The 23254-nt window shown below is 70.0% G+C and carries 21 protein-coding genes; 5 read left to right on the top strand and 16 right to left on the bottom strand.

The window, feature by feature from the left end; translation table 11 throughout:
• Positions 1–9: 9 nt before the first annotated feature.
• The 10 genes from UYS_RS0202795 to dksA all read right to left on the bottom strand — a co-directional run bounded on the left by UYS_RS0202795 (position 10) and on the right by dksA (position 11834).
• Positions 10–1185 carry an acetyl-CoA C-acetyltransferase gene (locus tag UYS_RS0202795; protein ID WP_016853970.1) on the bottom strand — a complete coding sequence of 392 codons (1176 nt, stop codon included), beginning with the start codon at positions 1183–1185 and terminating at the stop codon, positions 10–12.
• Positions 1186–1388: 203 nt separating this feature from the next.
• The gene (panC, locus tag UYS_RS0202790; RefSeq protein WP_016853969.1) at positions 1389–2237 is read right to left on the bottom strand and encodes a pantoate--beta-alanine ligase; all 849 of its coding nucleotides are present in this window, start codon (positions 2235–2237) and stop codon (positions 1389–1391) included.
• Positions 2237–3028, bottom strand: a complete 792-nt coding sequence (gene panB / locus UYS_RS0202785; protein WP_016853968.1) for a 3-methyl-2-oxobutanoate hydroxymethyltransferase — start codon at positions 3026–3028, stop codon at positions 2237–2239. The genes panC and panB overlap by 1 nt, the downstream gene beginning before the upstream one ends.
• Positions 3029–3136: 108 nt before the next feature.
• Positions 3137–3640, bottom strand: coding sequence for a 2-amino-4-hydroxy-6-hydroxymethyldihydropteridine diphosphokinase (gene folK, locus UYS_RS0202780; RefSeq protein WP_016853967.1), 504 nt, complete (start codon positions 3638–3640; stop codon positions 3137–3139).
• A complete protein-coding gene (pcnB, locus tag UYS_RS0202775; protein WP_016853966.1) occupies positions 3637–5037 on the bottom strand; it encodes a polynucleotide adenylyltransferase PcnB in 1401 nt (466 codons plus the stop codon). The genes folK and pcnB overlap by 4 nt, the downstream gene beginning before the upstream one ends.
• 850 nt (positions 5038–5887) lie before the next feature.
• Positions 5888–7291, bottom strand: coding sequence for a sigma-54-dependent transcriptional regulator (locus UYS_RS0202770; RefSeq protein WP_016853965.1), 1404 nt, complete (start codon positions 7289–7291; stop codon positions 5888–5890).
• Entirely contained in the window at positions 7269–10223 is a 2955-nt protein-coding gene (locus UYS_RS0202765) for an ATP-binding protein (RefSeq protein WP_016853964.1), read from the bottom strand. Before UYS_RS0202765 ends, UYS_RS0202770 begins: the two co-directional genes overlap by 23 nt.
• Positions 10220–10414, bottom strand: coding sequence for a hypothetical protein (locus UYS_RS0202760; RefSeq protein ID WP_016853963.1), 195 nt, complete (start codon positions 10412–10414; stop codon positions 10220–10222). The genes UYS_RS0202765 and UYS_RS0202760 overlap by 4 nt, the downstream gene beginning before the upstream one ends.
• A gap of 9 nt (positions 10415–10423) precedes the next feature.
• Complete coding sequence (gene gluQRS, locus UYS_RS16730) at positions 10424–11320, bottom strand: tRNA glutamyl-Q(34) synthetase GluQRS (RefSeq protein ID WP_016853962.1); 897 nt, start codon at positions 11318–11320, stop codon at positions 10424–10426.
• Positions 11321–11396: 76 nt separating this feature from the next.
• A complete protein-coding gene (dksA, locus tag UYS_RS0202750; RefSeq protein WP_026068301.1) occupies positions 11397–11834 on the bottom strand; it encodes an RNA polymerase-binding protein DksA in 438 nt (145 codons plus the stop codon).
• A 220-nt stretch (positions 11835–12054) separates the two neighbouring features.
• Here dksA and UYS_RS0202745 point away from each other — a divergent pair, with 220 nt between their 5' ends.
• Together UYS_RS0202745 and sfsA are read left to right on the top strand one after the other, a co-directional pair.
• The gene (locus UYS_RS0202745; protein WP_016853960.1) at positions 12055–13224 is read left to right on the top strand and encodes a pyridoxal phosphate-dependent aminotransferase; all 1170 of its coding nucleotides are present in this window, start codon (positions 12055–12057) and stop codon (positions 13222–13224) included.
• A complete protein-coding gene (gene sfsA / locus UYS_RS0202740; RefSeq protein WP_016853959.1) occupies positions 13224–13982 on the top strand; it encodes a DNA/RNA nuclease SfsA in 759 nt (252 codons plus the stop codon). Before UYS_RS0202745 ends, sfsA begins: the two co-directional genes overlap by 1 nt.
• A 35-nt stretch (positions 13983–14017) precedes the next feature.
• Here sfsA and metW read toward each other — a convergent pair whose 3' ends face one another.
• The 5 genes from metW to UYS_RS0202715 all read right to left on the bottom strand — a co-directional run bounded on the left by metW (position 14018) and on the right by UYS_RS0202715 (position 18272).
• Positions 14018–14611, bottom strand: coding sequence for a methionine biosynthesis protein MetW (gene metW / locus UYS_RS0202735; protein WP_026068300.1), 594 nt, complete (start codon positions 14609–14611; stop codon positions 14018–14020).
• A complete protein-coding gene (metX, locus tag UYS_RS0202730) occupies positions 14611–15768 on the bottom strand; it encodes a homoserine O-succinyltransferase MetX (protein WP_016853957.1) in 1158 nt (385 codons plus the stop codon). The genes metW and metX overlap by 1 nt, the downstream gene beginning before the upstream one ends.
• Positions 15769–16034: 266 nt before the next feature.
• On the bottom strand, positions 16035–16628 hold the full coding sequence (locus UYS_RS0202725) for a YggT family protein (RefSeq protein ID WP_016853956.1): 594 nt from the start codon (positions 16626–16628) through the stop codon (positions 16035–16037).
• A 46-nt stretch (positions 16629–16674) separates the two neighbouring features.
• On the bottom strand, positions 16675–17499 hold the full coding sequence (gene proC, locus UYS_RS0202720) for a pyrroline-5-carboxylate reductase (protein WP_016853955.1): 825 nt from the start codon (positions 17497–17499) through the stop codon (positions 16675–16677).
• Between the two features lie 65 nt (positions 17500–17564).
• Positions 17565–18272 carry a YggS family pyridoxal phosphate-dependent enzyme gene (locus UYS_RS0202715; RefSeq protein WP_016853954.1) on the bottom strand — a complete coding sequence of 236 codons (708 nt, stop codon included), beginning with the start codon at positions 18270–18272 and terminating at the stop codon, positions 17565–17567.
• Positions 18273–18326: 54 nt separating this feature from the next.
• Between UYS_RS0202715 and UYS_RS0202710 the strand changes: the two genes are divergently transcribed.
• Positions 18327–19361, top strand: a complete 1035-nt coding sequence (locus UYS_RS0202710; protein WP_016853953.1) for a type IV pilus twitching motility protein PilT — start codon at positions 18327–18329, stop codon at positions 19359–19361.
• A 26-nt stretch (positions 19362–19387) separates the two neighbouring features.
• Positions 19388–20530 (top strand): PilT/PilU family type 4a pilus ATPase, encoded by a 1143-nt coding sequence (locus UYS_RS0202705; RefSeq protein ID WP_016853952.1) that lies wholly within the window; start codon positions 19388–19390, stop codon positions 20528–20530.
• A gap of 164 nt (positions 20531–20694) precedes the next feature.
• On the opposite strand, the gene UYS_RS0202700 is transcribed toward UYS_RS0202705, so the two are convergent.
• Positions 20695–21825, bottom strand: a complete 1131-nt coding sequence (locus UYS_RS0202700; RefSeq protein ID WP_016853951.1) for an anhydro-N-acetylmuramic acid kinase — start codon at positions 21823–21825, stop codon at positions 20695–20697.
• Between the two features lie 111 nt (positions 21826–21936).
• Between UYS_RS0202700 and tyrS the strand changes: the two genes are divergently transcribed.
• Positions 21937–23136, top strand: a complete 1200-nt coding sequence (gene tyrS / locus UYS_RS0202695; RefSeq protein WP_016853950.1) for a tyrosine--tRNA ligase — start codon at positions 21937–21939, stop codon at positions 23134–23136.
• The last annotated feature ends 118 nt before the right edge of the window (positions 23137–23254 follow it).

The following is a 23254-nucleotide window of genomic DNA, read 5'->3' as shown; positions in this document are numbered from 1 at the left end:
GGCGGTCGCTTAACGTTCGATCGCCAGTGCCACCCCCTGTCCGCCGCCGATACACAGCGTCGCCAGGCCCTTCCTGGCGTCGCGGGCGATCATCTCGTGCACCAGGGTCACCAGGATGCGGCAGCCGGAGGCGCCGATCGGGTGGCCCAGCGCGATGGCGCCGCCGTTGACGTTGATCATCGAGGTGTCCCAGCCGAGCTCCTTGTTCACCGCCAGCGCCTGGGCGGCGAAGGCCTCGTTGGCCTCGACCAGGTCCAGATCGTCGAGGCTCCAGCCGGCCTTCTCGAGGCAGCGGCGGGTGGCCGGGGCCGGGCCGATGCCCATGATCGCCGGGTCGACGCCGGCGTTGGAGTAGGCCTTGATGCGGGCCAGCGGTTCGAGGCCCAGGGCCTTGGCCTTCTCGGCGGAGCACAGCATCACCACGGCGGCGCCGTCGTTGATGGAGGAGGCGTTGCCGGCGGTCACGCTGCCGTCCTTCTTGAACGCCGGGCGCATGCCGCCGAGCTTCTCGGCGCTGACCTCGCGCGGGTTCTCGTCGGTGTCGAAGACCAGCGGGTCGCCCTTGCGCTGGGGAATCTCCACCGGGACGATCTGGCCCTTGAACTTGCCTTCCTTGATCGCGGCGGAGGCCTTCTGCTGGGAGCCGGCGGCGAACTCGTCCATCGCCTCGCGGCTGATGTCGTACTTCTCGGCCAGGTTCTCGGCGGTGATGCCCATGTGGAAGTCGTTGAAGGCATCCCACAGGCCGTCGTGGACCATCGAGTCGATGGCCTTCCAGTCGCCCATGCGCTGGCCGTTGCGGGAATTGGGCAGCACGTGCGGAGACAGCGACATGTTCTCCTGGCCGCCGGCCAGGATCAGCTCGGCGTCGCCGCAGCGAATCGCCTGGGTGGCCAGGTGCAGGGCCTTGAGGCCCGAGCCGCAGACCTTGTTGATGGTCATGGCCGGCACCGCGTCGGGCAGCCCGCCCTTGATGGCGGCCTGGCGGGCGGGGTTCTGGCCGGTGCCGGCGGTCAGCACCTGGCCGAGCAGCACTTCATCGACCTGGTCCGGGGCCACGCCGGTGCCGGCGAGGATGTCCTTGATCACATGGGCACCGAGGTCGCTGGCGGGAATGCCGGCGAGGGAACCGCCGAAGGCACCGACGGCGGTACGACGAGCGGCAACGATCACCACTTCTTGCATGAGGCTTACTCCTAAAGATTCGCGGACGAGCGTCCGCTCAGCATAGGGGACTCTTGTGCGCTGCGGCAATCCCGCCGGGGCGGTTCGGCTAGAACTTCAGTATAGGCAAGCGCAAGGGGGAGGGCCGGAGCGGGCGCTCCGGCCGGACCGGAATGGCGGTGGTGAGCAGGGAAGGGACACGCCTTCGCGGCGTGGCCGGGCCCTCAGCGGGGGAGTGTCAGCGACAGGTTGTCGATCAGTCGCGTCGAGCCCAGGCGCGCCGCGGCGAGCAGCACGGCCTCGCGCGTGGTGTCGTCGACCGGGCCCAGGTCGGCGGCACGCAGTTCCAGATAGTCGGGCACGAAGCCCGCCTCGCGCAGCCGTTCGAGGCCGCGGCTCAGGCCGGCGTCGATCGCTTCGCCGGCCTCCAGCGCCTCGCGCAGGGCACACAGGGTGCGATACAGCTCGGGCGCCGCGGCACGCTGCTCCGCGTCCAGATAGCCGTTGCGCGAGGACAGCGCCAGGCCGTCCTCGGCGCGCTCGATCGGCACGCCGACGATCTCGAGCGGCAGGTGCAGGTCGGCCACCAGGCGGCGGATCACCGCCAGCTGCTGGTAGTCCTTCTCGCCGAAGCAGGCGAGATCCGGCTGCACCAGGTTGAACAGCATGGTGACCACGGTCGCCACGCCGTCGAAGTGGCCGGGGCGGTCGCCGCCGCACAGCCCCTCGGAGACCTCGGGCACGCTGACCCGGGTCTGGGCGTCCAGGCCGCGCGGATAGACCGTGGCCACGTCGGGGGCGAACAGCAGGTCGCAGCCGGCGGCCTCGAGGTGGGCCTGGTCGTCGGCCAGGGTGCGCGGATAGGCGTCGAGGTCCTCGTTCGGCCCGAACTGCATCGGATTGACGAAGATGGTCGCTACCACCACGTCGGCGCGGCGCCGGGCCTCAGCGACCAGCGCCAGATGGCCGGCGTGCAGGTTGCCCATGGTCGGCACCAGGCCGATGGTGCGGCCGGCGCGGCGATGCGCGGCCAGCGTCTCGCGCAGCGTGGCGACGTCGTTCAGGGTCTGCATCAGAATCCGTGCTCCTCGGCGGGGAAGCGCCGGGCCTTGACGTCCTCGTGGTAGCGGCGGAAGGCGCCCTGGATATCGTCGGCCTCGGCCAGGAAGTTCTTCACGAAGCGCGGCTGGCGCCCGGCGGTGACGCCGAGCACGTCGTGCATCACCAGGATCTGGCCGTCGGTGTCGGCGCCGGCGCCGATGCCGATCACCGGCACGTCCAGGGCCTCGGTCACGGCGCGGCCGAGGCTCGTCGGCACGCACTCGAGCAGGATCACCGAGGCGCCGGCCTCGGCCAGGGTGCGGGCATCCTCGAGGATGCGCTCGGCCTGGTCGGCGTCGCGTCCCTGCACCTTGTAGCCGCCCAGCTGGTGGACGGTCTGCGGGGTCAGGCCCAGGTGGGCGCACACCGGCACGCCACGGCGGCTCAGTTCGCGGATGCCGTCGGCCATCCAGGCCTCGCCTTCCACCTTGACCATCTCGGCGCCGGCGCGCATCAGCGCCCCGGCGTCCTCGAGCAGGCGTTCGGTGGTGGCGTTGCTCATGAAGGGCAGGTCGACCATCAGCAGGCTCGCGCCCTTGCCGCGGGCCACGCAGCGGGTGTGGTAGCAGACGTCGTCCAGGGTCACCGGCAGGGTGCTGGTGTGGCCCTGCAGGACCATGCCCAGGGAATCGCCGACCAGCAGCACCTCGATGCCGGCCTCGCCGGCGGCATGGGCGAAGGTGGCGTCATAGGCGGTCAGGCAGCTGAAGGTCTCACCGGCGCGCTTGAAGGCCTGCAGCGTGCTCAGGGTGACGGTTTTCATGGCGTGCTCTCGTGTCGTTATCCGGCGCTCGGCGAAGGCCGCGCTCTTGTGTAACCGCGCATTGTTACCCGATCCGGGTGAGAGTGTCGATAGGTAACGAGTTGGGGGTCATTCGGGGGTGTCGGGTAACACTCGGCGCAGGCCGTCCTCGCCCAGGGCGGCGGCCAGGCCGGCCACGTCACGGCCGTTCGGCAGGCGCAGCCCGGGGGCGAGCTCGGCCATCGGCACCAGCACGAAGGCGCGGTGGGTCATCTCCGCGTGCGGGAGCGTCAGCCGCGGCGTCGCCATCTCGCGATCGTCGAACAGCAGCAGGTCGAGGTCCAGGGTGCGCGGCCCCCAGCGGCGGCCTCGGACACGGCCGTGGCGCTGCTCGAGCGCCTGCAGCTGGTCGAGCAGCGCCAGCGGCGACAGCCGGGTCGAGAGCTCGGCCACGGCGTTGACGAAGTCGGGCTGGTCGGCCGGGCCCAGCGGCCGGCTGGCGTAGCGCGACGAGGCGCGGCGCCGGCGGGTCAGCGGCAGGGCATCGAGCTCGGCCAGGGCGCGCTCGACGTGCCCGTGGGGGTCGTCGAGGTTGCTGCCGAGCCCGATCCAGGCGCGATGCGGCCGGCTCATGACTCGCCGTTGGACGGCTTGCGACGACGGCGGCGGCGCCGGCGCTTGTTGCGCGGCGCGGGGGTGCCGGCCGGGTCGGCGTCGACCTTGCCCAGCAGGCGGCGCTGCTCGTGCTCGTCGGCGTCCTGGAAGGCGGTCCACCAGTCGCCGAGGCCGGGCTCCATCTCGCCGGCGGCCTCGCGCACCAGCAGGAAGTCGTAGGCGGCGCGGAAGCGCGGGTGCTCGCGGGTCTGGAACACGCGCTTGCCGCGGCGCAGCGGCAGCCGCTGCTGCAGGTCCCAGATGTCGCGCATCGGCAGACTGAAGCGCTTGGGAATGGACACGTGCTGCAGCTGGCGTGAGATGACCTGCTGGGAGGCGGCCTGCTGCGCCGGGATGGGCGGCATGCCGTCGGCCTCGAGGGCCTGCTGGCGCAGCTGCACCGGGCCCCACAGCAGGGCGGCGAACAGGAAGGCCGGCGTCACCGGTCGCTCGTCGCGGACGCGACGGTCGGTGCTGGTCAGGGCGCGCTCGATCACCGCCTCGGCCCAGGGCAGCTCTTCCATGGCCTCGTCGGCCTCGGGGAACAGCATGGCGAACAGGCCGAAGTCGCGCAGCAGATGGAAGGTCTCGACGCCGTGGCCGCTCATGAACAGCTTGAGCACTTCATCGAACAGCCGCGCCGGCGGCACCTGGAGCATCAGCTCGGCGAGCTCGGCGATCGGCGCCTCGGTGGCCGGATCGATGTCGAAGTCGAGCTTGGCGGCGAAGCGCACCGCGCGCAGCATGCGCACCGGGTCCTCGCGGTAGCGGGTCGCCGGGTCGCCGATCAGCCGCAGGGTGCGGTCCTCGATGTCCTGGACGCCGCCGGCGAAGTCGTGGATCGAGAAGTCGGCGATGTTGTAGTAGAGGGCGTTGATCGTGAAGTCGCGCCGGATGGCGTCCTCCTCGATGTTGCCCCAGACGTTGTCGCGCAGCAGCATGCCGTCGTCCGACTGCTGGGCGATGTGGTCGCCGTGGTCGTCGCTGGGCTTGCCGCGGAAGGTGGTGACCTCGATCACCTCACGGCCGAAGCGCACGTGCACGATGCGGAAGCGGCGCCCGACGATGCGCGAGTTGCGGAACAGCTCGCGGACCTGCTCCGGGGTGGCGTCGGTGGCCACGTCGAAGTCCTTGGGCATGCGGCCGAGCAGGGAGTCGCGGATGCAGCCCCCCACCAGGAAGGCCTCATGGCCGGCGTTATGCAGCCGATACAGCACCTTGAGGGCGGCGTCGCTGAAGTGCTGGCGGGAGACCGGGTGCTCTTCGCGGGGAATGATGCGCAGCTCGGGGAGGGCGGCCGACGGCTCCTGAGGGCCGAACAGCGACCGGAGGCGCTCGCCCGGGCTCTGCAGAAAGCGGGTAAATCCTTTGATCATGCGGCGTTGTCGACTCGCGGGGGTACAAAAGAGGGTATGAAAGGCGTTGAGTGTAGCGAACACCCGACACCTTGCAAAGCGTGGGGCCGACCGACCCGCCCCCGGAAAATGGAAAGGGGAGGCTCGTGAGCCTCCCCTGAAAGCAGGATGCAGCATCCCTGCTGCTGATTTTTCTTCGTGATGGCGCATCGCCTTGAATACGCACCACAGTCACCAAGGAGCTCAGGCAAGCAATGTTGTTGTCTTTGTGGACGTTCCTGAAAGTGACCGCCTCGTATTCAAAACAATAATCCAACCACGACGGCAGATGATTGCCTCCCCCCGACGTCTTGTTGTTGTTGACGGGGGTGCACCTCTGACGGCCCTTGTTGTTGTTGGTGGCCGGGTCGGGTGCGTCGCGTCCTGATTCCGGACTTCGAGCGTCTTGTTGTTGTTGCCTCGAAGGACTCGCGCCGGCTGCCGCTGTTGTGCTTGTTGTCGGCAATGGCGCTCGTGTGTCTTCGGCCCGTGGTCTTGTTGTTGTGGGGTCGGGCCCGTCACCGCTCGCTGGCCTTGTTGTTGTTAGTGGCCGCGGGTGGCATCCGGCATTGTTTTTCTTGTCCTATACGTAGCAGGCGGTATGCCACTATTTGAAAAAGCATTTAAAAACATGTGCTTGCTGTTGCGCGTGGCGAGCGTGTCCGATGTGAGCCCGGAAAGTGTTACCCAGGCTGCCCGCTTATGGGGCAAATGCTGTGTGGGAAGGTAACAAATGGTGCGCGCGCGCCGTCGAATGCCGCAAAAACGACGCCCGCGACCGAGGCCGCGGGCGCTAGTGCTTTGGTCGTAGAGAGGGTCGTCGCCCGCCGCCTCAGCCGGTGCCGCGGCGAGGGCCCTTCTTGCGCGGGATGCCGAGGCGCTGGCGGCGCTCCCACAGGCACTTGCGGCTGATGCCGAGCTTCTGGGCCAGCTCGGTCTCGCTCATCTGGTCCTGGTGCTCGAGCACGAAGTGCTGGAAGTAGTCCTCGAGGGACAGGTCCTCTTCCTCCTCGTCCGCTCGTTCGCCGCCGCCGGGGGCGGGCGGCTCGTCGTCGGGAACGGGCGGCGCCGGCGCGGCCGCACCGGCATGGGGCGCGGGGCCGAGCCCCAGATCGTCGGGATGGATCAGGTGGCCCTCGGCGAGGATCACGCCGCGCTCCAGGGCGTTCTCCAGCTCGCGCACGTTGCCGGGCCAGGGGCAGTCGCGGATCATCCGCCGGGCGGCCCGCGACAGCTTGAGGCCCTCGCGCTCGTGGCGGCGGCAGGCCTTCTCCAGCAGCGCGTCGGCGATCTCCAGGATGTCGTCCTCGCGGTCGCGCAGCGGCGGCAGGTCGATCTGCATCACGTTGAGTCGGTAGTAGAGGTCGAGGCGGAAGCCGCCGGTGCGCGACAGCGCGTGCAGGTCGCGGTGGGTGGCGGCGATCAGGCGCACGTCGACGTGGCGGGTCTCGACCGAGCCGATCTTGCGGATCTCGCCCTCCTGCAGCACCCGCAGCAGCCGGGCCTGGGCGTCCAGCGGCAGCTCGCCGATCTCGTCGAGGAACAGGGTGCCGCCGTCGGCGGCCTCGACCAGGCCGGTGCGGGCGGCGCTGGCGCCGGTGAAGGCGCCCTTCTCGTGGCCGAACAGCTCGGACTCGATCAGCGTCTCCGGGATGGCCGCGCAGTTCACGCACACCAGCGGCGCGGCGGCGCGTTTGCTCTGCTGGTGCAGGGCGCGGGCCACCAGCTCCTTGCCGGTGCCGGACTCGCCCTGGATCAGCACCGTGACGTCGGCCGGCGCGGTCTTGCGGATACGGGTGTAGACCGCCTGCATGGCCGGGCAGTTGCCGATCATCGGCTGGCGCTCGCCGCCGGGGGCGGTGATGTCGGGCGGCTCGCCCTGCCGCAGGGCGCGCTGGTGGAGCACCCGGGACACGGTCTCGAGCAGCTCGTCGTGGTCGAAGGGCTTGGCCACGTAGTCCACCGCGCCGAGCTTCAGCGCCTCCACCGCCGAGCGCATGCTGGCGTAGCTGGTCATGATCAGCACCGGCACCGGGGCGGCGCGGGCGATCAGGTCGGTGCCGGGATCGCCGGGCAGACGCAGGTCACTGATCACCAGGTCGAAGCCCTGGGGATCGAGGGCCAGCGCCTCGTCCACCGAACCGGCCTCGCTGACCCGGTGCTCGTGGCGCTCCAGCAGGCGCCTCAGGGCGCTGCGGATGATGGCTTCGTCTTCAACGATCAGGATCCGGCTCATCGGTTCTCTCAGCATCCTCTCGGTGGAGGGGCAGCCACAGCAGGATACGGGTGCCATGGGTCTGCCCGGCGGGCGGGGACTCGATGTCGATCTGGCCGCCGTGCTCGGCGACGATGCTGTAGACCAGCGGCAGGCCGAGTCCAGTGCCCTCGCCGGCGGGCTTGGTGGTGGTGAAGGGCTCGAACAGGTGATCACGCACCTGCTCGTCGATGCCGTGGCCCCTGTCGGTGACCGTGACCCTGAGCCGCTCTCCGTCCGGTTCGGCGGCGGCGATTACCCGGCCGCCGGGCTCGCTGGCGTCGCGGGCGTTGCCGAGCAGGTTGATCATCACCTGCTGCAGGCGCTGGGCGTCGCCGGTCACCCGCGGCGTCGGCGGGCAGCGGTTCTCGAAGCGGATATCCTCCCCCGAGCGGGCGAGGTGGATCAAGTTCAGGGCCTCGTCGGTGACCTCGGCCATCGACACCGGCTGAAACGCGGCGCCGGTGACGTGACGCCCGCCGTGGGCGAAGCCGACCAGCGAGCCGACGATGCGCGAGACGCGGTCGGTGAGCTGCTGGATCTGGTCGGCGGTCTCCCGAAGCTCGGGGTCGTCGGTGTCGTAACGCAGGTTCTGGGCCAGCGAGGAGATGCCGGTGATGGGGTTGCCGATCTCGTGGGCCACGCCGGCGGCCAGCTGGCCGATGGAGGCCAGGCGCGCGGCGTGCACCAGCTCGTCCTCGAGCCACTTCATCTCGCTGTGATCCTCCACCAGGATGACGTTGCCGCCGTGGGTAGCGCGCTCGTCCTGCCGCTCGGCCTTGTGCAGGCTCAGGAAGCGCGGGCCGTTCGCCAGCGTCACCGGCTGCTTGTAGAGCTGGCTGGCCGGCTCGGCGAGGATGCGGCCCAGCAGCTCGTTCCAGGGCGGCGGCAGGGTGTCGCGGTGGGCGCCGATCACCGACTCGCCGGGAATGCCGGAGAGCTCGGCCAGGGCGTCGTTCCACATCAGCAGCTCGCCGTCCTCGCCGAAGGCGCATAGCCCCACCGGCAGCCGGCTCAGGGTGCGGCGGTGGTAGCGGCGCAGGCCGTCGATCTCCCGGGCCAGGCCGTTGAGGCGCGGACGATAGTCCTCCAGGCGGTTCTCGACGAAGTGGATGTCCTCGGTGGCGTCGGGGCCGTCCTGGCGATAGGGCAGGAAGCGGTCGACGATGTCCTGGGCCACCGAGGGCCCCATCAGCCCGGAGAGGTTGGCCTGGATGCGATCGCGCAGCCGGCGCAGGGCATAGGGGCGGCCGTCGAGGGGCGACATCTGCAGCGCCGCCAGGGCGCGTTCCACCTCCCGCTCGGCGACCTCCTGGCCCAGCGCCCGGGCCAGGTGGCGCTTGATCTCCAGGCCGTTGGCGGCCACCAGCGGCAGGCGCATGGGGCGCACCACGGCGTCCACCGAGCAGGCCTCGGCGGCCGCCCGCTCGCCGGCCGAGGTGCGGGTGGCCAGCGAGACCAGGATGAAGCTCAGCACGTTGGCGGCCAGCGAGACCAGCGTGACGAGATACCAGTCGGGCTCGTCGGCCAGTGCCTCCAGCCCCGGGGGAATCGGCGGCAGCCAGGGGGCGCCGCCGAGCAGCGATGGCCACAGCCCGGCCAGCCAGATCGCCACGCCAACCGCCAGGCCGGTCACCATGCCCTTGCGGTTGGCGCCGGGCCAGTAGAGCAGCGCCAGCATGCCGGGCAGGCACTGGGCCATGCCGACGAACGAGGCCATCGCCAGGGTCGAGAGATCGTGATGCACGCCCACGGTGCGATAGAACAGCCAGCCGCCGCCGATCACCGCGGCGATCAGCCCGCGGCGCAGCCAGCGCAGCCAGCGGTAGAGGTCGGGCTGGGCGATGGGCGGATGGGCCACCAGCACCAGGTGGTTGAGGATCATCCCCGACAGTGCCAGGGAGATGATGATCATGGTGCCGCTGGCCGCGGCCAGGCCAGCGAGGAAGGCCAGGGCGCCGACCCACCACGAGGACGACAGGCCGAAGGCCAGGTAGGCGCTGCCCGTGAGCGAGGCGTCGACGCCGAGGCGCTGGGCGCCCCACAGGATCAGCGGTACCGGCAGCGCCATCAGCAGCAGGAACAGCGGCATCACCCAGCCGGCGCGCAGCAGGGTGCGGCGCCCCAGCGGCTCGGCGAAGGTGATATGGAACATGTGCGGCATCAGGAAGGCCGCGGCGAAGAACAGCATCAGCAGGGTGCGCCACTGGGCCGGGGCCAGCGGATGGGTCTCGGCCTGGGCGAGGTGCCCGGGGCCGTCGAGCCAGGCCTGCAGGTCGCCGGGACCGTCGAAGATGCCGAACAGCGCGAAGGCCCCCAATGCCAGCATGGCCCCGAGCTTGACCACCGACTCCAGCGCGATCACCGCCAGCAGGCCGTCCTGGCGTGTGTTGAGATGCGTGTGCCGGGCGCCGAACAGGATCGCGAACAGCGCGATCAGGGCGCTGAAGCCCAGCGCCAGCCACTCCCGGGAGCCGCCGCCTGACAGCAGCCGGATGGCGTTGCCCATGGTCTGCACCTGCAGCGCCAGCAGCGGCAGCACCGCCAGCAGGCTGACCAGGGTGACCAGGGTGCCCACCCAGCGCGAGCGGAAGCGGAAGGCGAACAGGTCGGCCAGCGAGGCCAGCTGGTAGGTGTGGGCCATGCGCTGGATCGGCACCAGCAGCATCGGCGCCAGCAGGAAGGCGCCGGCCGCGCCCAGGTAGTAGGCCAGATAGCCGTAGCCGCTGCGGTCGGCCTGCTCGAGGGTGCCGTGGATGGCCCAGGCACTGGCATAGACGCCCAGCGCCAGGGTGTGGGTCGCCGGATGGCGCACCAGGCGCGTCGGCAGCCAGCCGCGATCCACCGCCAGGGCGCACAGGGCGAGCAGCAGCAGGTAGCCGAGGCCCAGCCCCAGCAGGCCGGCGAGGCTCATTCGAGCTCCTCCTGGCGCTGTTCATCGAGCCGGCGCTTGCGCTCCAGCCACACGGTCAGGGCGATCAGCCCGGCCCAGATCAGGAAGGGGCGATACCAGGCGGCGCCGGGGCTGCCCCAGCCGCTCATCAGCAGCGGCGAGAACAGGTAGCCGGCGAAGACCAGGAACAGCACGATGCGATAGACGTACACGGCGTCTCCTCAGCCGGCGATGGCGCCCGTCAGGCGCCGCTCGGGGTCGGCACGCAGCCGCTCCGGCGCCCAGTGCGCGACGGCGCGCTCGAGCTGTTCGGCCACCGGTGCCTCGGCCAGCCCGGCCGGCGGGGCCTGGTCGAGCAGGGTCAGGGCGCGGTGGAGCAGCGGCCGCGCCCCGGGCTCGGTCTCCGGCAGCGCCGGGGCCAGGTTCTGCTTGGACAGCTTCTGGCCGTCGTCGCCCATCACCAGCGGCAGATGCAGGTAGCGCGGCTCGGGCAGGCCGAGGGCCTGCTGCAGCTGGCGCTGCCAGGGCGTGTTGTCGAGCAGGTCGGCGCCGCGCACCACCTCGTTGATGCCCTGTTCGGCGTCGTCGACCACCACCGCCAGCTGATAGGCCCAGAGGCCGTCCTTGCGCTTGAGCACCACGTCGCCGAGCTCGGCCGGGTCGAAGGCCTGCGGGCCGAACAGCCGATCCTCCCAGCGCACCGGGCGCAGGCCGAGGTCGCTGCGCAGCCGCCAGGCCAGGGGCTTGCCTGGCTCGCGGACGCCGTCGCGGCACCAGCCGGGATAGACGGGATGGTCCCGCCACTGCTTGCGCGAGCAGCTGCAGGGATAGGCCAGGCCCTTCGCCTCGAGGCGCGCCAGGGCGGCGGCATAGGCGTCGTGGCGGGGGCTCTGCCAGGCGACCGGGCCGTCCCAGTGCAGGCCGAAGGCCTCGAGCTGGCGCAGGATGGCGTCAGCGGCGCCGGCCGGGCAGCGCGGCGGATCGACGTCCTCGATGCGAAGGCCCCAGTAGCCTCGCGCGTGGCGCGCGTCCAGGTAACTGGCCAGGGCGGCGACCAGCGAGCCGAAGTGCAGCGGACCCGAGGGGGTCGGGGCGAAGCGGCCACGATAGGCACTCATGGGCGGCTCCGGAGCGGGAAAGACGGGGCGGACGGGCGCCGGCGGCGCCCGTCGCGGAAGCGGTGACGGCCGGGCATCAGCCGCCCAGCTGCTTCTCCTTGAGCTCGGCGAGGGTCTTGCAGTCGACGCACAGGGTCGCGGTGGGACGCGCCTCGAGACGGCGGATGCCGATCTCGACGCCGCAGGCGTCGCAGAAGCCGTAGTCGTCCTCGTCGATCTTCTCGATGGTCTCGTTGATCTTCTTGAGCAGCTTGCGCTCGCGGTCGCGGGTACGGAGCTCGAGGCTGAAGCCTTCCTCCTGGGTGGCGCGATCCGCGGGGTCGGCGTAGTTGTTCGCCTCCTCCTGAAGATGGCGCACCGTGCGATCCACTTCCTCCATGAGCTCCTGTTTCCAGCCCAGCAGGATCTGTCGGAAGTGCTCGAGCTGCTTGTCGTTCATGTACTCTTCACCCGGTGCCGGCTCGTACGGGGTGAATTTCTTGGGCGCTTCCATTTTCTTTTCTGCTACTGGCATGGGACTGCCTCGTGTCTTGTGTAACTGCTGATCAATACCCGATGCGCTGCTCAAGGTATCTCACGCCAAAGGGATGCTTGTTTAGCGAAAAAACGCGGTCTTTGCAATCCCCCTCCCGGTGCTTGACTGCGCCAGCGCAACAAAAGTCGTAACATGCAGGCTTTGACCATGGCAGATCGGAGAGAGGCCTGCCATGGCATGCCGTGCAAAGGAGATGCCCATGTCCTGGAGCTCACGACTCGACGCCGTCGCTCCCTTCCGCGTGATGCGCCTGCTGGAGGCGGCCCAGGCCCGCGAGGCCGCCGGCCACGACGTCATCCACCTGGAGGTGGGCGAGCCGGACTTCCCCACCCCCGAGCCGGTGCAGGCCGCCGGCCAGCGAGCCCTGGCCGAGGGGCATACCCGCTACACGCCGGCCGCGGGCCTGCCGGCGCTGCGCGAGGCGATCGCCGGGCACTACGCGCGCCACTTCGACGCCGAGGTCGATCCGGCGCGGATCATCGTCACCCCCGGCGCCTCCGGCGCGTTGCTGCTGGCCAGCCAGCTGCTGGTCGAGGGCGGCGACCGGGTGCTGATGGCCGATCCCACCTATCCCTGCAATCGTCACTTCATGGCGCTGGCCGGCGCCGAGGTCGATACGGTCCCGGTGGGACCGGCCAGCGGCTGGCAGCTCGACGCCGCGACCGTCGCCCGCCACTGGCGCGACGACACCCGGCTGGCGATGCTGGCCACGCCGTCGAATCCCACCGGGCACATGCTCGATGCCGCGGGGCTCGCGGCGGTGGCCGATACCGTCGCCGCACGCGGCGGTCATCTGCTGGTCGACGAGATCTATCAGGGGCTGTGCTATGACCTCGCGCCGCTCTCCGCCGCCTCGGTGGCGCCGGCGGCCTTCGTGGTCAACAGCTTCTCCAAGTACTTCGGCATGACCGGCTGGCGCCTGGGCTGGCTGGTGGCGCCGGAGGCGGCGGTCGAGCCGCTGACCCGGCTGGCGCAGAACGTCTTCCTGTCGGCGCCGACGCCGGCCCAGCACGCCGCGCTGGCGGCCTTCGAGCCCGAATGCCGCGAGCTCCTCGAGGCGCGTCGCCGGGAGCTGGCGCTGCGTCGCGATGCCCTGCTGGCAGGGCTCGAGCGGCTGGGGCTGGCGCCGGACCGGCCGCCCCAGGGGGCCTTCTACCTGTGGCTCGACGTGTCCCGCTACACCCGCGACAGCGAGGCCTTCTGCCGGCGCCTGCTCGAGGAGGAGAACGTGGCCATCACCCCGGGCACCGACTTCGCCCTCGAGGGCGGCGAACGCCACGTGCGCATCGCCTTCACCACCGGCGTCGAGCGGCTGGAGGAGGCCGTGACGCGGCTGGGACGGTTCCTGAGCCGCCAGGAGGGCGCCTGATGGACTATGCCGCGCCACTGGTGCCGGGCGTGCTGCTGCGCCGCTACAAGCGCTTCCTGGCCGATGTGCGCCTGGACGACGGCCGCGAGGTCGTCGCCCACTGCCCCAACACCGGCTCGATGCGTGCGGTCAACCTGCCGGGCTGCCGGGTATGGCTGTCGTCGAGCGACGACCCCAGGCGCAAGCTGGCCTGGACCTGGGAGCTGATCGAGCTGCCCCGGCCGGAGGGCGGCGTCGACCTGGCCTCGGTGCATACCGGCCGGGCCAACCGCATCGTCGAGGAGGCGCTGGTGGCGGGCACGGTCGAGGCGCTGGCCGGGGCCGGTACGCTGAAGCGCGAGGCCAGGGTGGAAGGCGCGGGTCGCGGTCGCGCACGACTCGACTTCCGGCTGGACGGCGAGGCGGGCGCGACCACCTTTGTCGAGGTCAAGCAGGTGACCCTGCGCGAGGACGACGGCCACGGCTACTTTCCCGATGCGGTCAGCGAGCGCGGGCGCCGGCACCTCGAGACCCTGGCCGCGCTCGCCGCCGAGGGCCACCGTGCCGTGCTGCTGTTCTGTGTGGCCCACGAGGGCATCCGTTCGGTGGCGCCGGCCGGCCACCTGGACCCGGCCTATGCCGAGGCGCTGCGCCGGGTGGCCGGCGAGGGCGTGGAGGTGATGGCGCGGACCTGCCGCTTCAGGCGGGAAGCGGGGCGGCCGGTGGCCGTGAGCCTGGGCGAGGCGCTGCCGGTCGAGTTCGAGCGCCGCTATCGCTGACGGGCCGGAGCAGGACGGGGCGGCGCCCCGCCCGCTCAGCGCCGGGTGACGCGGAAGATCGCGATCTCGCCGAACAGGTTGGGCCAGCGCCGTGAGGCCCAGTTGCCGCCACGGCTGCCGACGCCCACCGCCCGGTCGACGATCATCAGGCCCTTGTCGCGGCACAGCTGCTCGAAGTCGTTGAAGGTCGAGAGGTGGATGTTGGGGGTGTCGTACCAGGCGTGGGGCAGCGACTTGGACACCGGCATGTAGCCGCGCAGGCCGAGATAGGCCCGGTGGCGCCAGTAGGCGAAGTTGGGGAAGGTGATGATGCACTCGCCGGCCACCCGCAGCATCTCGTCGAGCATGCGGTCCGGGCGGCGCAGCGCCTGGAGGGCCTGGGTCATCACCACCAGGTCGCAGGCGTCGTCCTCGAAGTTGGAAAGCCCCGCATCGAGGTTCTGCTCGATGACGTTGACGCCCTTGGCCAGACAGGCGGTGATGCCGTCGGGGTCGATCTCCAGGCCGTAGCCGGTGACCTTCTTGTGCTCGGCCAGGGCCGCCAGCAGGGTGCCGTCGCCGCAGCCCAGGTCGAGCACTCGGGCACCCTCTGGCACCCAGTTGTGAATCCGTTGCAGGTCGGCGCGCATCATGAGCGGTCCTCCAGTCCCTGGTCGCGGGCCACGCGTTCCATGAAGGCGGCGAACACCGCCTGGTAGCGGGGCTCGGGCAGCAGGAAGGCGTCGTGGCCGTGGGGCGAGTCGATGTTGGCGTAGCTGACCGCCTTGCCGGCGCGCACCAGGGCGTTGGCCAGCTCCTTCGAACGCGTCGGCGGGAAGCGCCAGTCGCTGGTGAAGCTGACCACCAGGAAGGGGCAATCGGCCGGTGCCAGCGCCGCGGCCAGGTCGCCGCCGTGGGCCGCCGCCGGATCGAAGTAGTCCAGCGCCTTGGTCATCAGCAGGTAGGTGTTGGCGTCGAACGAGGTCGAGAAGGCGTCGCCCTGGTAGCGCAGGTAGGACTCCACCTGGAACTCGACGTCGTAGCCGAAGTTGAAGTCGTCGCTGCGCAGGTCGCGGCCGAACTTGGTGCCCATGGCGTCTTCGGACAGGTAGGTGATGTGGCCCACCATGCGGGCGAGCTTGAGTCCGCGGCGGGGCAGGGCGTCATGCTCGGCGTAGTGGCCGTCGAAGAACTCGGGGTCGGAGCGGATCGCCTGGCGGGCGACCTCGTTGAAGGCGATGTTCTGCGCCGACAGCTTGGGCGTGGCGGCGATCACCGCGGCATGGGCGACGCGCTCCGGATAGGTCAGCGTCCACTGCAGCGCCTGCATGCCGCCGAGGCTGCCGCCGACCACCGCGGCGAAGCGCGCGATGCCGAGTCGGTCGGCCAGGCGCGCCTGGCTGTGCACCCAGTCGACCACCGTCATCATCGGGAAGTCGGGGCCCCAGGCGGTGCCGGTCTCGGCGTTCTCGCTGGTCGGCCCGGTGCTGCCGTGGCAGCCGCCCAGGTTGTTCACCGAGACCACGAAGAAACGATCGGTATCGATCGACTTGCCGGGGCCGATATGGGCGTTCCACCAGCCGGGCTTGCGGTCGTCTTGCGCATGGTAGCCGGCGGCATGGTGATGCCCGGACAGGGCGTGGCAGATCAGCACGGCGTTGGTGCCCTCGGCGTTGAGAGTGCCGTAGGTCTCGTAGACCAGATCGTAGGCCGGCAGCGTTCGGCCGCAGGCCAGGTCCAGGGGGTCGTCGAAGTGCGCCGTCTGCGGCGTCACCAGGCCGACCGAATCGCGGGGCAGCTCGGTCATCTGTCAGCGTGTCCAGTCGTTTTCGTTGGTGGTCGAGGCGTGCCGGGAGGCTCGATCAGCGCCGGGGATGAGCCGGCGCGAGGGGCTTTGGCCATGGGTGAGGCGACCCTCGCCGAACGGGCTGGCCATGGATGGCCAGCACAGGCCCTGCCAACGGAGCAGGACGCGAGAGCGCCGAGCGACCATGGATGGGGTCATGGCGCCCTCGCGACGGCTTGTCGCCGGAAGCGCTCATCGCGATTCCCGGATCGTCGGCGACGTGTCTGCTAGAGCCCCACCAGCACGCCGACGACGCCGGCGGCGCGGATCAGCGAGCCCACCACGACGCCGTCGATCAGGTTGATGGCGATGAACACCACGATCGGCGAGAGATCGATCATGCCCAGCGGCGGGATCACTCGGCGCACCGGCGCCATGATCGGCTCCACCAGCTGCATGACAAGTATCGCCGCCGGATGGCTGGCGCGGGGCGACACCCAGCTGAGGATGATCATCACGATCAGGGCGAAGAAGTAGATCTTGAGGATGGCGTTGGCCAGCGCCGCCACGCCGCCGATGGCCAGGTTGGTGATCGGCGCCATGCCGTAGCCGGCCAGCTGCAGGATGGCGACGATGGCGATCAGCTTGACCACGAAGCCGGCCGCCAGGGTGGCCAGGTCGAAGCGGCCCATCACCGGCCCCAGGAAACTCTGGAAGGGGCGCACCACCGGCTGGGTGATCTTCACCACCGACTGGCTGAGCGGGTTGTAGTAATCGGCCCGGGATGCCTGCAGCAGGAAGCGCAGCATCAGCAGGAACAGATAGATATTGACGAGGGTGTTGACCAGCAGCAGGCCGGCGTTTCCCAGTTGACTGCCCATCGGGGCTCCTCCATGTCTTGTGCGATCGGGCGCCGTGGCGCGGCCGTCAGTGCTTGCCGAGTTCCTCGGCCATCTCGCGCGCGCGGGCGGCGCAGGCGTCCATGGCGTCGGCGACGATGCGGCGCATGCCGGCATCCTCGAAGTGCGAGATGGCGCGTTCGGTGGTGCCGCCGGGCGACATCACGTTGCGCTTGAGCTCGCCCGGGGGCTGGTCGCTGTCCATGGCCATGCGCGCCGCACCGAAGGCGGTCTGCATGGCCAGGCGGCGGGCGGTGTCGGCGGGCAGGCCGAGCCTGGCGCCGGCCTCTTCCATGGCCTCGAACATCAGGAAGAAGTAGGCCGGGGCGCTGCCGGAGACCGCGGTCACGGCTTCCAGCAGGCCTTCCTCCTCGACCCACTCGACCAGGCCCACGGCCTCGAGCAGTTCGGTCGCCAGCTCGCGCTGGGCCTCGCTGACCCGCGGATTGGCGTAGAGCCCGGCGGCGCCGGCGCCGACCAGCGAGGGGGTGTTGGGCATGCAGCGCACCACGGCGAGCTCGCCGCCGAGCCAGGCCTCGAGGGTCTCGGCGGACAGGCCGGCCGCCACCGAGAGGATCAGCGGCTTGCGTCCCTGAACGGCGTCGCGCATGCCGGCACAGACGTCCTGCATGATCTGCGGCTTGACCGCCAGCACTACCACATCGGCCTCGGCCACGGCGGCGGCATTGTCGGTGGCGGTGTGAATGCCGTACTTCTCGCGCATCGGGGCGAGCCTGTCGTCGCTGGGCGAGGTGGCGGTGATGGCGTCGCGGGCATAGCCGCTGTCGATCATGCCGCCGATGATGGCGCCGGCCATGTTGCCGGCGCCGATGAAGGTGACTTGGCTTGCCATGCGTTCAGTCCTGTGTGGGTCGGCGAAGGGGCCGCCGGTGGCTTGGCCGGCGGCGCCGTGAGTGATCAAGCGGAGGTGTCCCGTGCGCCGAAGATGGCGGTGCCGAGTCGCACCTGGGTGGCGCCCTCGGCCACGGCGGCCTCCAGGTCGCCGCTCATGCCCATCGAGAGGGTATCGAGCCGTGCCGCGGGGAAGCGCTCGCGCAGGTCCTCAAGCGCCTCGCGCAGTCGTGCGAAGGGCTCGCGCTGGGCGGCGGGGTCGTCGGCCGGGGCCGGTATCGCCATCAGCCCGCGCAGCGCGAGATTCGGCATGGCCAGCACGGCCTCGGCCAGCGCCGGCAGCTCGGCCGGCGACACGCCCGACTTCGAGGGCTCGGCGCTGATGTTGACCTGCAGGCAGACGTTCAGCGGCGGCAGCGTCTCCGGCCGCTGGGCGTCGAGGCGGCGGGCGATCTTCTCGCGCTCCAGGCTGTGCACCCAGGCGAAGTGCTCGGCGACGTCGCGGGTCTTGTTCGATTGCAGCGGGCCGATGAAGTGCCAGACGATATCGTCCAGCTCCGCGAGCTCGGCCTGTTTCTCCAGCGCTTCCTGCAGGTAGTTCTCGCCGAAATCGCGCTGGCCCAGGGCGTGCGCTTCGCGGATCATGGCGGCGGGCTTGGTCTTGCTCACGGCCAGCAGCGTCGCGCCGTCGGGCGCGCGGCCGGCATCGGCCAGTGCCGCCTCGAGGCGGTGGCGTGCGTTGGCCAGGGCATCACAAAGTGCCAGGTCCGTCATGTCGCGAGGTCTACCATACTAAGAACACCTTAATCCCGGGAGCAGGGGAACCGCATGGATATTACCGAACTGCTGGCATTCTCGGCAAAACAGAAGGCCTCGGATCTTCACCTTTCGGCCGGCCTGCCGCCGATGATCCGGGTCGATGGCGATATCCGCCGGCTCAACGTGCCGGCGATGGAGGATCGTGAGGTCCGCAAGCTGATCTACGACATCCTCACCGATCGTCAGCGGCGCGATTTCGAGGAGTCTCTGGAGACCGACTTCTCCTTCGAGGTGCCGGGGGTCTCGCGCTTCCGTGTCAATGTGTTCAACCAGGCGCGCGGCGCCGGGGCGGTGTTCCGCACCATTCCCTCCGAGGTGATGACCATGGAGGACCTGGGGCTGGGCGAGACGTTCCGCCGCCTGGCGATGCTGCCGCGCGGCCTGGTGCTGGTGACCGGCCCCACCGGTTCGGGCAAGAGCACCACGCTGGCGGCGATGATCGATCACATCAACGACAACCGCTTCGAGCATATCCTTACCATCGAGGATCCAGTGGAGTTCGTGCATCGCAGCAAGCGCTGCCTGATCAACCAGCGCGAGGTGCATCGCGACACCCAGGGCTTCGCGCCGGCGCTGCGCAGTGCCCTGCGCGAGGACCCGGACGTGATCCTGGTCGGCGAGATGCGCGACCTGGAGACCATCCGGCTGGCGCTGACCGCGGCCGAGACCGGGCACCTGGTGTTCGGCACCCTGCACACCACCTCGGCGGCCAAGACCGTCGACCGGATCATCGACGTCTTCCCCGGCGACGAGAAGGCCATGGTGCGCTCGATGCTCTCCGAGTCGCTGCAGGCGGTGATCTCCCAGACCCTGCTCAAGCGCCAGGGCGGCGGCCGGGTGGCGGCCCACGAGATCCTGATCGCCACCTCGGCGGTGCGTAACCTGATTCGCGAGGACAAGGTGGCGCAGATCTATTCGTCGCTGCAGACCGGCGGCAACCTGGGCATGCAGACCCTGGACTCGGCGCTGTCGCGGCTGGTGGCGGACAACGTGGTGGCCCGGGACGAGGCCCAGGCCAAGGCGCGGGCCGTACTGGCCGGCTGACGGCGTAACGACGAAGGAGAGCGACGATGACCGCGAAAGAATGGCTGTATCAGCTGCTCGACATCATGATCGAGCAGGAGGCCTCGGACCTGCTGATCTCGGTGGGGGCGCCGCCGACGCTGAAGATGGCCGGCAAGCTGATGCCCATGGGCGAGGAGGGGCTGTCGGTGGCGCAGGTCGGCGAGCTGGTGGCGGCGGCGATGCCGGAGAATCACCGGGCGCGCTTCGACGATGAACACGAGGCCAACTTCGCCCTCAGCCTGTCGGGGCGGGGGCGCTTCCGCGTCAGCGCCTTCCGCCAGCGCAACCAGCCGGCCATGGTGCTGCGCCGGATCGCCTTCGAGATCCCGCACCTGGAGGAGCTGTCGCTGCCGACGGTGCTGGGCGAGCTGGTCAACATCAAGCGCGGGCTGGTGTTCGTGGTCGGCGGCACCGGCACCGGCAAGTCGACGACCCTGGCGTCGATGATCCAGCGGCGTAACGAGACCCTCGGCGGCCATATCATCAGCATCGAGGATCCGATCGAGTACGTTCACCCGCACAACAAGGCGATCATCAACCAGCGCGAGGTGGGCATCGATACCGAGTCGTTCGAGGTGGCGCTGAAGAACACCCTGCGCCAGGCGCCGGACGTGATCTTGATCGGCGAGATCCGCACCCGGGAGACCATGGAGCATGCCCTTGCCTTCGCCGAGACCGGCCACCTGTGCCTGGCGACCCTGCACGCCAACAACGCCAACCAGGCGCTGGACCGGATCATCCACTTCTTCCCCCACGAGCGGCACGATCAGGTGTGGCTCGACCTGTCGCTCAACCTGCAGGCCATCGTCGCCCAGCAGCTGTTGCCGACGCAGGCAGGGGGCCGCTGCCCGGCCATCGAGATCCTGCTGAAGTCGCCGCTGATCGCCGACCTGGTCCGCAAGGGCGAGGTGTCCGAGATCAAGGACGTCATGGCCCGCTCCCGTGACCTGGGCATGCAGACCTTCGACCAGGCGCTCTATGACCTCTACAGGAAGGAGCAGGTCAGCGAGGAGGTGGTACTGGTGCACGCCGACTCGGCCAACGACCTGCGCATGATGATCAAGTACGGCGACGAGCGCGGCGTGGGGCTGGCCGAGGCCAGGGAGGCGGCCAGCCATCTTTCGCTGCGCGGCGAGGACGACTATTGAGTCATCCCGTTTTGCGTGGCTTTCAGAAGCACGTATCCGGCGACAAAGCATCGCGAGGGCGCTATGAACCCATCCCTGGGCGCTACTTTGGCCATCCATGGCCAAAAACCCCTCGCGCTGCTTCGTCCCCGATGTGTCATTAGTAAGGCATTCGGCGGTGACGACTAAGGTGCGAAGAGTCCGCCGAGCACTCGCGGGCCGGCGGCGCCGGTGACCGAGGGCAGGTTGCCGGGTTGGCCCTCGAGGCGGCACCAGGCCAGCCAGGCGAAGGCCGCGGCCTCGAGCCAGTCGGGCGACCAGCCGAAGGCCTCGGCGCTTTCCAGCCGCGTGTCGGGCATGCGGCGCGCCAGGCGGGCCAGCAGATCCGGGTTGTGGGAACCGCCGCCGCAGGGAATCAGGCATTCGGCGGGCGGTGCGTCGTAGGTGTCGCGGGCCATCTCCACGGCCAGCGCCACGCTGGCGGCGGTCAGCTCGGCCAGGGTGGCCTGCACGTCCTCGGGGCGCTCGCGGCCGTCGAGGTGGGTCGACAGCCAGTCGAGATGGAAGACCTCGCGCCCGGTGCTGCGCGGCGGCGGGCGATGGAAGAAGGGCTCGGCGAGCAGTCGCTCCAGCAGGGCCTCGTCGACGCGGCCCGAGGCCGCCCAGGCGCCGTCGGCATCGTAGGCGCCGCCGCGGTGGCGCGCGTGCCAGGCGTCCAGCAGGGCGTTGGCCGGGCCGCTGTCGAAGCCCAGCGGGGCGCGATCGTCTTCCCCGGGCGGCAGCAGCGTGAGGTTGGCGAAGCCGCCCAGGTTCAGCACCAGGCGCCACTGGCCGGGGGCGCGGAACAGTGCCTGATGGAAGGCGGGGGCCAGGGGGGCTGCCTGGCCGCCGGCGGCGAGATCGCGGCGGCGGAAGTCGGCGACCACCGGGCAGCCGGTGAGCTCGGCCAGCAGGCTGGGGTTGTCGAGCTGCAGGGTATAGGCCGGCCCCGTGGCGTGGCCCCAGGGCGCATGCTCGATGGTCTGGCCGTGGCTGCCGACGGCGGCGATGTCGGCGGGAGCGAGCCCGGCATCCGCCAGCAGGCCGGCCACCGACCGGGCCTGGGCCTCGCAGAAGCCCTGCTCGGCCGCGGCCAGGTCGGCGAAGCTGGCGCCGTCGGCGTGGCAGAGCGACCACAGGCGATCGCGCAGCGCCGGCGGCATCGGCTCGCCGCGGGTGGCGATCAGGCGTGGCGGATGCGTCGCCGAGCAGTCGACCAGGGCGGCGTCGATGCCGTCGAGGCTGGTGCCGGACATCAGGCCGATGAAGTAGGGCATAAGGGCTCTCTCTGGGGCTCAACCGTCGATGGCTGGCATGGTAACATCCCAGCCTATTGCCAATGTCCCGCGTCGCCCGAACGGGCCGCCCTGCCGAGTGGAGAGGAGAGCATGACCGATGTCGCCGACGCGCTAGCGTTGCTCAAGCGTGGTACCCACGAGATCCTGCTGGAAGACGAGCTGGAGAAGAAGCTGGCCTCCGGTCGCCCGCTGCGCATCAAGGCGGGCTTCGATCCGACCGCGCCGGACCTTCACCTGGGGCACAGCGTGCTGCTGACCAAGATGCGTCAGTTCCAGGACCTCGGTCATACGGTCATCTTCCTGATCGGGGACTTCACCGGCCGCATCGGTGATCCCAGCGGCAAGAACGTCACCCGCAAGCCGCTCAGCGAGGACGAGGTCAAGGCCAACGCCGAGACCTACAAGGCCCAGGTGTTCAAGATCCTCGACCCCGAGAAGACCGAGGTGCGCTTCAACGCCGAGTGGTTCTCTTCCCTGAGTGCCGCCGACATGATCGAGCTGGCCGGGAAGAGCACCGTGGCGCGCATGCTCGAGCGCGACGACTTCGAGAAGCGCTACAAGTCCGGCCAGTCGATCTCCATTCACGAGTTCCTGTACCCGCTGGTGCAGGGCTACGACTCCGTGGCCCTGGAGGCCGACGTCGAGCTGGGCGGCACCGACCAGAAGTTCAACCTGCTGATGGGCCGCGAGCTGCAGAAGCACTACGGCCAGTCCTCCCAGGTCGTCATCACCATGCCGCTGCTCGAGGGCCTGGACGGCGTGCAGAAGATGTCCAAGTCGCTGGGCAACTATGTCGGCGTCGACGATACGCCGGGCACCATGTTCAACAAGCTGGTGTCGATGCCCGACAGCCTGATGTGGCGCTACTTCGAGCTGCTCTCGCTGAAGAGCAACGAGGAGATCGAGGCGCTCAAGCGCGATGTCGAGGGCGGCGCCAACCCGCGCGACGTGAAGATGGAGCTTGCCCGCGAGCTGATCGCCCGCTACCACGGCGAGGAAGCCGCCGCCAGCGCCCACCGCAGCGCCGGCAACCAGCTGGCCGACGGCGAGCTGCCGGAAGACCTGCCGGAAGTGGAGGTCGACTTCGAGGGCAGCGACCAGGCGCCCATCGCCGCGCTGCTCAACCGCGCCGGGCTGACCAAGAACAGCGCCCAGGCCAAGGACATGCTCAAGAACGGCCGGGTCAAGGTCGACGGCGAGGTCGTGGAGCCGAGCGCCATGCTGGACACCGGCAAGAGCTACGTGATCCAGGCTGGCAAGAAGCGCTACGCGCGAGTCATCGTCGCCTGATGCGCTGACGAGTGGCGAGACCGACGCCCGCCTCGTGCGGGCGTTGTTGTCTCTGGCCCCTCTCTGGGAGTCGGGCTTCAGCTATCCACAGGCGATCGGGCGAGCAGGTGGGTGTGGA

It is taken from the genome of Halomonas smyrnensis AAD6 (assembly GCF_000265245.1).
Lineage (GTDB): Bacteria > Pseudomonadota > Gammaproteobacteria > Pseudomonadales > Halomonadaceae > Halomonas > Halomonas smyrnensis.
The sequence above is the reverse complement of the archived record's forward strand: the minus strand, read 5'-3'. Positions and strand labels throughout refer to the sequence as shown.